The organism is uncultured Brachyspira sp. (assembly GCF_944390845.1).
Taxonomy (GTDB): domain Bacteria; phylum Spirochaetota; class Brachyspiria; order Brachyspirales; family Brachyspiraceae; genus Brachyspira; species Brachyspira pulli.
This window is the reverse complement of record NZ_CALXRM010000109.1, coordinates 1-8,359: the sequence shown is the minus strand read 5'-3', so window position 1 is coordinate 8,359 and position 8,359 is coordinate 1. Positions and strand designations below refer to the sequence as shown.

General features: G+C 26.8%; 9 protein-coding genes. 3 read left to right on the top strand and 6 right to left on the bottom strand.

The window, feature by feature from the left end:
* The first annotated feature begins 164 nt into the window (after nucleotides 1-164).
* Both Q0K52_RS14175 and Q0K52_RS14170 read left to right on the top strand, forming a co-directional pair.
* Nucleotides 165-1,151, top strand: coding sequence for a hypothetical protein (locus Q0K52_RS14175; RefSeq protein WP_297300534.1), 987 nt, complete (start codon nucleotides 165-167; stop codon nucleotides 1,149-1,151).
* An 18-nt stretch (nucleotides 1,152-1,169) separates the two neighbouring features.
* Nucleotides 1,170-2,018 carry a hypothetical protein gene (locus tag Q0K52_RS14170; RefSeq protein WP_297300533.1) on the top strand — a complete coding sequence of 283 codons (849 nt, stop codon included), beginning with the start codon at nucleotides 1,170-1,172 and terminating at the stop codon, nucleotides 2,016-2,018.
* A gap of 30 nt (nucleotides 2,019-2,048) precedes the next feature.
* Here Q0K52_RS14170 and Q0K52_RS14165 read toward each other — a convergent pair whose 3' ends face one another.
* Nucleotides 2,049-3,119 (bottom strand): mannose-1-phosphate guanylyltransferase, encoded by a 1,071-nt coding sequence (locus Q0K52_RS14165; RefSeq protein WP_297300532.1) that lies wholly within the window; start codon nucleotides 3,117-3,119, stop codon nucleotides 2,049-2,051.
* A 323-nt stretch (nucleotides 3,120-3,442) separates the two neighbouring features.
* On the opposite strand from Q0K52_RS14165, the gene Q0K52_RS14160 reads away from it, so the two are divergent.
* Complete coding sequence (locus tag Q0K52_RS14160) at nucleotides 3,443-4,051, top strand: response regulator (protein ID WP_297300531.1); 609 nt, start codon at nucleotides 3,443-3,445, stop codon at nucleotides 4,049-4,051.
* Here the strand turns inward: Q0K52_RS14160 and priA are convergent, their stop codons facing one another.
* From priA to Q0K52_RS14135, 5 genes are all read right to left on the bottom strand, one after another.
* The gene (gene priA, locus Q0K52_RS14155; RefSeq protein WP_297300530.1) at nucleotides 4,052-6,037 is read right to left on the bottom strand and encodes a primosomal protein N'; all 1,986 of its coding nucleotides are present in this window, start codon (nucleotides 6,035-6,037) and stop codon (nucleotides 4,052-4,054) included. It lies immediately after the preceding gene.
* Between the two features lie 6 nt (nucleotides 6,038-6,043).
* Nucleotides 6,044-6,409 carry a TraR/DksA C4-type zinc finger protein gene (locus Q0K52_RS14150; protein WP_297300529.1) on the bottom strand — a complete coding sequence of 122 codons (366 nt, stop codon included), beginning with the start codon at nucleotides 6,407-6,409 and terminating at the stop codon, nucleotides 6,044-6,046.
* Nucleotides 6,410-6,454: 45 nt separating this feature from the next.
* Nucleotides 6,455-6,853, bottom strand: coding sequence for a 30S ribosomal protein S9 (rpsI, locus tag Q0K52_RS14145; RefSeq protein WP_297300528.1), 399 nt, complete (start codon nucleotides 6,851-6,853; stop codon nucleotides 6,455-6,457).
* A gap of 13 nt (nucleotides 6,854-6,866) precedes the next feature.
* Nucleotides 6,867-7,322: a 50S ribosomal protein L13 gene (rplM, locus tag Q0K52_RS14140; RefSeq protein ID WP_297300527.1), complete on the bottom strand. Its 456-nt coding sequence runs from the start codon at nucleotides 7,320-7,322 to the stop codon at nucleotides 6,867-6,869.
* A gap of 157 nt (nucleotides 7,323-7,479) precedes the next feature.
* Nucleotides 7,480-7,698 carry a hypothetical protein gene (locus tag Q0K52_RS14135; RefSeq protein WP_297300526.1) on the bottom strand — a complete coding sequence of 73 codons (219 nt, stop codon included), beginning with the start codon at nucleotides 7,696-7,698 and terminating at the stop codon, nucleotides 7,480-7,482.
* Nucleotides 7,699-8,359: the final 661 nt, after the last annotated feature.

Sequence of the window (8,359 nt, the reverse complement as noted above, 5' to 3'; positions counted from 1 at the left end):
CTAGTAATTTAAATTATAAGGAATACCTTCTTTTTTTAAAATAAAAGTGTGCAATATCTATGGCTCTTAAACAATAAATTGAGTTTGATTTAATTGTATTTACTTTTTTTTATGTTATAATTTGGCTTTACTATTAAAAAAATTAAAGAAATAAGATTTATAAAATGATAAAAAGAATATTTGTTATATTATTGATATATGCTTCTTTAACTTATGCAGCATCTACATCTTCAAAGCATTCATTGTCTATTTTGGACACAACAAGTACAAGATCAAAAGGTATGATGAAGTCAGGATTTTTAATTGGTAATGATTCTTCATCTGTATTTATGAATGCTGCTTCCTTGATGGGAGTATTAAGAGACAGCGTTAATTTAAATTATACAGTTACATCAGATCCGAAAAATGAATATATATTCAATGCTTCTTATGCTCATATAGGTGCTTCTTATGCAGTAGGTGTTGGTTTTGCTTCCGAGATTAATAAAGTATATTCTTATGATAATTCTGGAATAAAAAAGAATGATATATACAGCGGATTATATTTGATAAATGTTGGTGCCGCTTATGCCATTAATGATAATGCTTTTATAGGCGGAAATATAAAAACTGTAATTAATAATAGCGAAAAAGATAATAACTTTGGTATGTTTTTAGATGTAGCATATATGCAGTCATTATTTACTCCTAGTTTGAAGCTTGGTATCGGGGTGAGAAATTTTGGATTTTATGATAATGTTTTTGCAAAAGTTGATACAGATATAGTAGCTTCATTGGCTTATAGTAAAAGCGATAATAGTTTTTCTATAACAGCACAATATACAATATCAGTACCTTCTGTTACACATAATGTATCAGTTGGTCTTGAAGCTATGATTATAGATTTTAATAAATTAGGTTTATTTAAAGAGAAAGGCACTTGGTATGATGATTTGCCTGAAACTATATTAGATGCTCCTAGTGCTATACAAAAGAGATTTGCAACTAAATTGCCTAGCGGTATTTTAGCCAGAGTAGGGGTAGGAAATAAAGGTGCTTCTTTGGGTTTATCTATTTATGTGAAATTATTCAGGCTTGATTATGCTATTTGTTTTGATAATTTTAGCAAAGATAATATTTCACATGATATAGGTATGAGTTTTATGTTTTAATTAAGTAATTGATTTATTATGGCTATTTGTAAACAAAAAATATCTAGTACAGAAAATTGCGACAGAGAAGAATATAAAGATGGTTTATGCATTATTCATCATAATGGTGATGATAAACCAGAGGGACTTTTCAGACGTATTATAAGAGATGATATTTATAGAGGATACTATAATTTCTCTTATATGATTAGTTATGATGGTTTTAGTTTTGAGGGATTAAAAATAGAGAAAGATGCCAATTTATTATTTAGAAATTCATCATTTTACGGCCCATTTCATATAAGAAATTATGATTTAAAAGCTTCTTTGGATTTTACAGATTCTGATTTTGACAGCGGTATTTTTATAGTTATGTCTAATGTTCATAAAGAAATAATTATGAAAAATTCTAAAATAAATATGGATTTTAATATGTCTTTATCGAATCTTTATTCGCTTGATATTGATAATATAACTGTTGATTGTAACTGCAGTATTTCTAATTCAGATATAATGGATAAATTGAAATTTAATCATATATATTTTAAGAATAATTTTAGCTTGCTTAATTCTAGTTTGATAGGCGATGCTAGTTTTGAAAATATTGTTATAGAAGGCGATGCTGATTTTAGGAATATTAAATTTTATAAATCATTAAAATTTGAAAATGTGCAGATAAAAGGCAATACTATACCTATTGAAATTACAGAAAATAAAAATATAGAATTTAAAAATGTAGTTATAAATGGAAAACTTATAGAAGATAATCAAAAAGAGAAAAAAGAAAAAGAAAAGAAGAAAAAAGAATTAGAACAAATTAAAGAAGCTAAAGATAAAATGTATAAAGAAACTTTGCTTAATAATAAGTATTCTAACAGGAAAAAATAATATTAGAATACTTATTATTAATTATAATAATTAAAGTAAATGTCTTTTATCTTTTAAATCTTCATTTTCTCTTATATCTTTTAATATATCTTTTATTTTTGAATCTCTGTTATTAGGATATATTAAAAGTACACCATTAGATTTTACTATAGTTAAATCTTTCACACCATCTATTGCTATGAAAGTTTCTTTATCATCATTGATTATAATATTATCATGTGATTCTTTGGCATATACATTTCCAACAATTACATTATTATTATTATCTTTATCATGTATTCTTCCCAAAGCCGAAAAAGCACCTAAATCGTCCCAGAAGAAATGAGCTTTAATACATATAATATTTTCTAACTTTTCCATTATACCAAAGTCGAATGATACTTTGTCTATTGTTTTGAATATTTCTTCTTTTTCATTATCATCTTTTGCTTTTAAAGTAGCTATTACTTTATTATATGTATCAGGCATAAATTCATTTACAGAATTTAATATATTATCAGCAGACCATATAAACATTCCGCTATTCCATAAATAATTTCCATCTTCTAAAAATTTGCATGCATTTTCATAATTAGGCTTTTCTACAAATCTGTCAACATTATATTCATTATCTTTAATTTTATCTTTGAGTTTTATATATCCATAACCAGTTTCAGCTCTATTCGGATTTATTCCTATAATAACAATATGATTTGTAGTTTTTGTTGCTTCAATAGAATCTTCTATGGATTTTATAAATAATTTTTCATCTTTTATGATAGGGTCAGCAGGAAGTATTGCTACAATTGCTTCTCCTATTCTTTCTTTTATTACAGATACACCTAATGCTATAGCTGCTGTAGTATCTCTGCCTAATGGTTCATATATTATATTTTCTTTTTTGAATGATGGAATATATTTTGTAAACGCTTCTTCATATCTTTTTCCAGTAACTATAAATATATTATCTTCTGTAGTTATTTTTAATGCCCTATTGATTGTTTGCTCTATTAATGATTTGTCTTCTATAATGTTTAAAAATTGCTTTGGCTTATTTTCTCTGCTTAGAGGCCATAGTCTTTCTCCTATTCCTCCGGCTATAATAAGTATAGCTTTTTTCATTATTTATATCCTTTTTTATTATTTTATATATATTAATTATAGTTAAAAAAGAGATAAAAAACAAGGATTATAGTATTTTTATTATCATAAAATTGTGTCATAAAAGATATTTTTTAATCTAAACTCTATTTACATTTTATACATTAGTTTAAAAAAAAATCATTTTTATGTAAAAAATGTAGTTATAATATGAATAAATAAATATAAATCTATGAATATTAATTATAATTTAAATATTTTTTATTTGACAAAAATTTCATTATGTATTAATCTTTATACTATAATGGGGAGAGTTTTTTATTAATTTTATTTTGAGAGGTTATATGAACAATACTGAGCAACTAATATATGACGATGATGATATGCTATCACCTATTGACGCAGCAAAAATAGTCGGTGTTTCAAGAACTACAGTTAATTATTGGGTTAGACATTATGGTCTAAAAGCGGATATCACTCCTGGAAAAAGATATAAAATACGTTATGCTGATTTGAAAGCTTTTTTAGCCTTTAACAAAAAAGATAAAAGAATGAAATTAAAAAGAAAACATTCTAAGTATAAAATAGCCCTCATAGAACCTATGGAGATTACAAGAAAAAATTATCTTGAATGGTTAAGTGATGATTATGATATAGTTTGCATATCTAATCTTACTAATCCGCTTAAAGAACTAAAAAAAATTTCTCCTGATATAATTTTGATGGATATTAATTTATCAGAAGATAAAGATTATTTCTATTTATTAGATGAAATAAAAAAAGAAATATCTTTAAGAACAGCATTAATAATAATCATTACTAAAAGATACAATGAAGATGATGTAGTTAATGGTTTAGAGAAAGGTGCTTGTGACTATGTTAAAAAACCTGTAGGTCAAAACGAACTTAAAGCTAGAATAAAAAATGCTATAAGATTTTATGTTGATGTATGATTATAACATATTGATAGGATCTATATCTATTTCTACATAATTGCCTTTTTGAGCTGTAAAACTGTCATTAAGTTTTTTGAAGAATCCTTTTAATAGAGAATGAGATGGAGTTTTTATTAATATATTCCATCTATAATATTTATTTAATTTACTTATTGTGCAGGCTACAGCTCCTAATATAATAATTTTATCAGAATCATTATAAGTTTCCATTCTAAGCATATCCGCTATCATATTGGCATCGCTTTCAACCTTTTTTTCATCTAATCCTCTTATAACTAATCTTACCAATCTTGAAAATGGAGGATAATTTAAAGGAGCTTTCCTGTTTTCTATTTCTCTATTATAGAATGATATATAATCATGATTTTTGGCACATTCAATACTGTAATTATTAGGTGAATAAGTTTGTATATATACAACACCTTTTTTTTCACCCCTTCCGCTTCTTCCTGCAACTTGAGTTATTAAATTGAATGTTCTTTCAGCACTTCTAAAATCTGGAATATGAAGCGACATATCTGCAAATAAAACACCAACCAAAGTAACATTAGGAAAATCAAGACCTTTAGCTATCATTTGCGTTCCGATAAGTATATCTATTTCTCCGTCAGAAAATCTTTTGAATATTTTTTCATAATTTTTAGTTCCGCCTACAGTATCCTGATCCATTCTTTCTATTACAGCTTTTGGAAATAGTATATTCAAATGTTCTTCAACTTTTTCTGTACCGCTTCCTATTCTTTCAAAATGTCCTATCTTACATTCATCGCAAAGTTCATCTAAAAATTGTGTATATCCGCAGTAATGGCACATAACTACATTTTTCTTTTTATGATATGTTAAAGAAACCGAACAATTAGGACATTCTAATACTCTTTGACAATATGAACAAGTAACAACAGGGGCATATCCTTTTCTATTTAAAAATAATATAATCTGTTCTTTTTTTTCTAATTTGTTATTGATTTCTTCTACCAATTTTTGAGTTATCATTGGGAATGCTTCTGCTCTTTTTTCTTTTTTCAAATCTAATATTTTTACTTCAGGCATATTTACAGAAGCAGCTCTTTTATTTAGAGTAAGAAGTTCTATTTTACCAGTTGTAGCATGATAAAAACTTTCTATAGAAGGAGTTGCACTTCCTAATAGCAATGTAGCATTTTCTTTGCTTTTTCTATAGAATGCAACTTGTCTTGCATGGTACCTTGGTGTATCTCCTGCCTTATAACTGGTTTCATGTTCTTCATCTATTACTATGATTCCTAAATTAGGAGTAGGGGAGAATATAGCACTTCTTGCACCTATAACAATTTTTATTTCGTCTTTTTTTATCATCTGCCAGTATCTGTATTTAGAGTTTGGAGATAATTTGCTATGAAGTACAGCTATTTTTCCTTCAAATCTTTCAGCAAATCTTTTTATTGTTTGAGGTGTCAAAGATATTTCTGGAAGTATAACAATAGCCTGCTTTCCCATATCTACAACTTTTTTAATAGCCTGCAAATAAACTTCTGTTTTACCGCTTCCAGTTACACCATGAAGTAAAAAAGTTTTTGGATTATTAGATTCTATACTTTCATTGATCCTTTTTAGTACAGTTTCTTGTTCATCATTAAGTTTTAAATATGGTTTTTGTTTTGCAGGTATTGGTTTAGCTTTTTTTTCTTTTTTTGCTGGTGTTCCAACAGGCAATGCAGCGAAAAGTGCTTCTCCGAAAGATGAATGGTAATAATTACTCATCCATTTAGCTAATTGGAATTCTTTATCTGAACAAATAGGTTCAAGATCAATTCTAGCTTTGATAGGATATACTTTATAGTCACCATCTAAAGTTTCGATTTCTTCAATAACGATGCCTTTATTGTTTTTTCCTTTAATAGGAGCAACAACCCTACATCCTACCAAGCTATCATTAATCTCATCTGGTTTTTTGTATGTAAGTATTTTATCTATTGGTAAATTAAAAATGACTTTGACATACATTATTAATTACATTTTTTCACGGCGTTTTTTATCTTCGTATTTAGCCATACAATTTACGCATCTTAAAGTATAAGGTAAAGCAGTTAATCTTTCTTCATTGATTTCTTCTTTACAATCTATACATTTACCATAAGATCCGTCTTCTATTCTTTTAAGAGCATTATTAAGCATTTCTAACTTATCTTTTTCTTTTTGAGAAAAATTAACTAAATTTTGTTTTTCATAAGCCTGAAATGCTATATCTGCCATATCTCCATGTGAATCTTCTTTAAGAGCTTCATAAGTTTCGTTACCGCTTAAAAGCTCATCTAAAGTTTTCCTCTTTTCTTCTAGTAATAAATCTTTAAACTTCTTTAATTTCTTAGCAGTCATTTATATAAACCTTTTATCTAAAAATATAATTGCTAGAATAAAAACTTAACGTTTAGAGAATTGGAAGCGTTTTCTAGCACCAGATCTACCATATTTCTTACGTTCAACAACACGGGAATCTCTTGTAAGAAAACCATTTCTTTTTAAAGTAGTTCTGAAATCCTGACTTTCGCTAACTAAAGCTTTAGCAATACCATGTCTAACAGCATCAGCCTGAGCAGAAACTCCGCCGCCATGTACATTAGCTAATACATCATATTTACCAAAATTACCTGTTACTTTTAAAGCATCTTCTACAACTTTGATAAGAGCTGCTCTATTACAGAAATAATCAGTGTAATTTTTACCATTTATTAATATTTTACCGCTTCCTAAAGTTATACGTACTCTAGCATTAGCTGTTTTTCTTTTACCAGTAAAAATAGTTAATTGTTTAGCTGCCATTGTTATCTCCTAATTATATATTTACTACAGTAGGTTTGTTAGCTTCATGCGGATGCTCACTTCCAGCATACACTTTTAATTTTTTAAGATGAAGTCTGCCTAATGGGCTATGAGAAAGCATACCTTTTACAGCTATTTTTACCATTCTTTCAGGATTTTTCTCAAGTAGTTCGCCATAACTTATAGCTTTTATACCACCAGGATAACCAGTATGTCTATAGTGAATTTTTCCTTTCTTTTTATTTCCTGTTAATACTATGTCTTTAGCATTGATTATAATAACATAATCGCCATTATCTAAATTGTATGCATAGTCAACTTTGTGTTTACCTTTAAGCATATAAGCTGCTCTGCTAGCAACTCTTCCCAATGACTTACCTTTAGCATCAATAATTAACCAATTTTGTTTGATATCTTTTTGTGATAAAACGTAAGTACTATTTTTTGTTTTCAATGTTTTTTTATCCATAAAATACACACCTTGATTTAACGTTTTAAAAAATTTGGTAGTTTTTAATCTAAAAATGTAACGGTGCGTAATTATAACATCAAAATAGTGTAAAGTCAAATTTTAATGCTGTATATTTTATTATTAATTATTGAAATTTGAGTATAAGTACGAATTTTTATTTTATGCTTTTTATAATGAGATAGGTATTTTTTAATCCTATTAAACTGATTATTTTACTAGCTTTTTTTATGCCTAAAATATGAACAAAATCTATAATTCCATTTGCCTTTATCAGTTTTGGTATATTTTTAATTCCGATTAGTTTTATTATGGTTTGTATTTTTTTGAAACCCACTATTTTTACTATTTTAGATATTGTTTTTATATTTTTCATAATTATACATATTATACAATAAATAAATATACTTTCTTTCTATTATTAGTATAGAATATTTATCTTAATTTTTAAATATGTTTTTAAACTTTTTTACATGTATGTATTTACAGTTAGGGTTGTTGGTATATACTGATTTTTAGTCAACTTTTTCCCGCCGCACACACTCTGCGGACTTCGTCAAAGTTGCTTATATCCTCAACAAGCTCAGATACGCTTCGCGAAAGTGCAAGGTATAAAATTAGTACTAAATCATACTAAAATTGTTTTACATGTAATATAAACTATTAATTTAAGCTAAAATATAGCCCTTTTGCTTCTTTGGGGCACCAAAAGAAGTAGGGGTTCGGGGGACTAGTACCCGAAAACAATAACAATATAAAAACTAATATTGACAAACTTAAAAATTTTCGGTATATACCAAAAATTTTTAAATTGATTAAGTGATATCTTCTTCAATTATTATTTTTGAGATTAGTTAATGCTTTAAATATTCCATAATAGTAAAAGTCATTTTATGATGGACAAAATAATTTTTGGGTAAAATACCATATTTAAAGAAGTTTAGATATAGTAATAATTAATTTTGGGGCTGTCCTAGATAACTAAAAAAGCTCCTTTTGTGCTAAATTATATATAATTTCTAATTGTTTTTCAACTT

What these genes read in the sequence shown, in the direction of transcription:
- Q0K52_RS14175 (WP_297300534.1), top strand. Translation starts at nt 165, where the DNA reads ATGATAAAAAGAATATTTGTTATATTATTGATATATGCTTCTTTAACT.
- Q0K52_RS14170 (WP_297300533.1), top strand. Translation starts at nt 1,170, where the DNA reads ATGGCTATTTGTAAACAAAAAATATCTAGTACAGAAAATTGCGACAGA.
- Q0K52_RS14165 (WP_297300532.1), bottom strand. Translation starts at nt 3,119, where the DNA reads ATGAAAAAAGCTATACTTATTATAGCCGGAGGAATAGGAGAAAGACTA.
- Q0K52_RS14160 (WP_297300531.1), top strand. Translation starts at nt 3,443, where the DNA reads ATGAACAATACTGAGCAACTAATATATGACGATGATGATATGCTATCA.
- priA (WP_297300530.1), bottom strand. Translation starts at nt 6,037, where the DNA reads ATGTATGTCAAAGTCATTTTTAATTTACCAATAGATAAAATACTTACA.
- Q0K52_RS14150 (WP_297300529.1), bottom strand. Translation starts at nt 6,409, where the DNA reads ATGACTGCTAAGAAATTAAAGAAGTTTAAAGATTTATTACTAGAAGAA.
- rpsI (WP_297300528.1), bottom strand. Translation starts at nt 6,853, where the DNA reads ATGGCAGCTAAACAATTAACTATTTTTACTGGTAAAAGAAAAACAGCT.
- rplM (WP_297300527.1), bottom strand. Translation starts at nt 7,322, where the DNA reads ATGGATAAAAAAACATTGAAAACAAAAAATAGTACTTACGTTTTATCA.
- Q0K52_RS14135 (WP_297300526.1), bottom strand. Translation starts at nt 7,698, where the DNA reads ATGAAAAATATAAAAACAATATCTAAAATAGTAAAAATAGTGGGTTTC.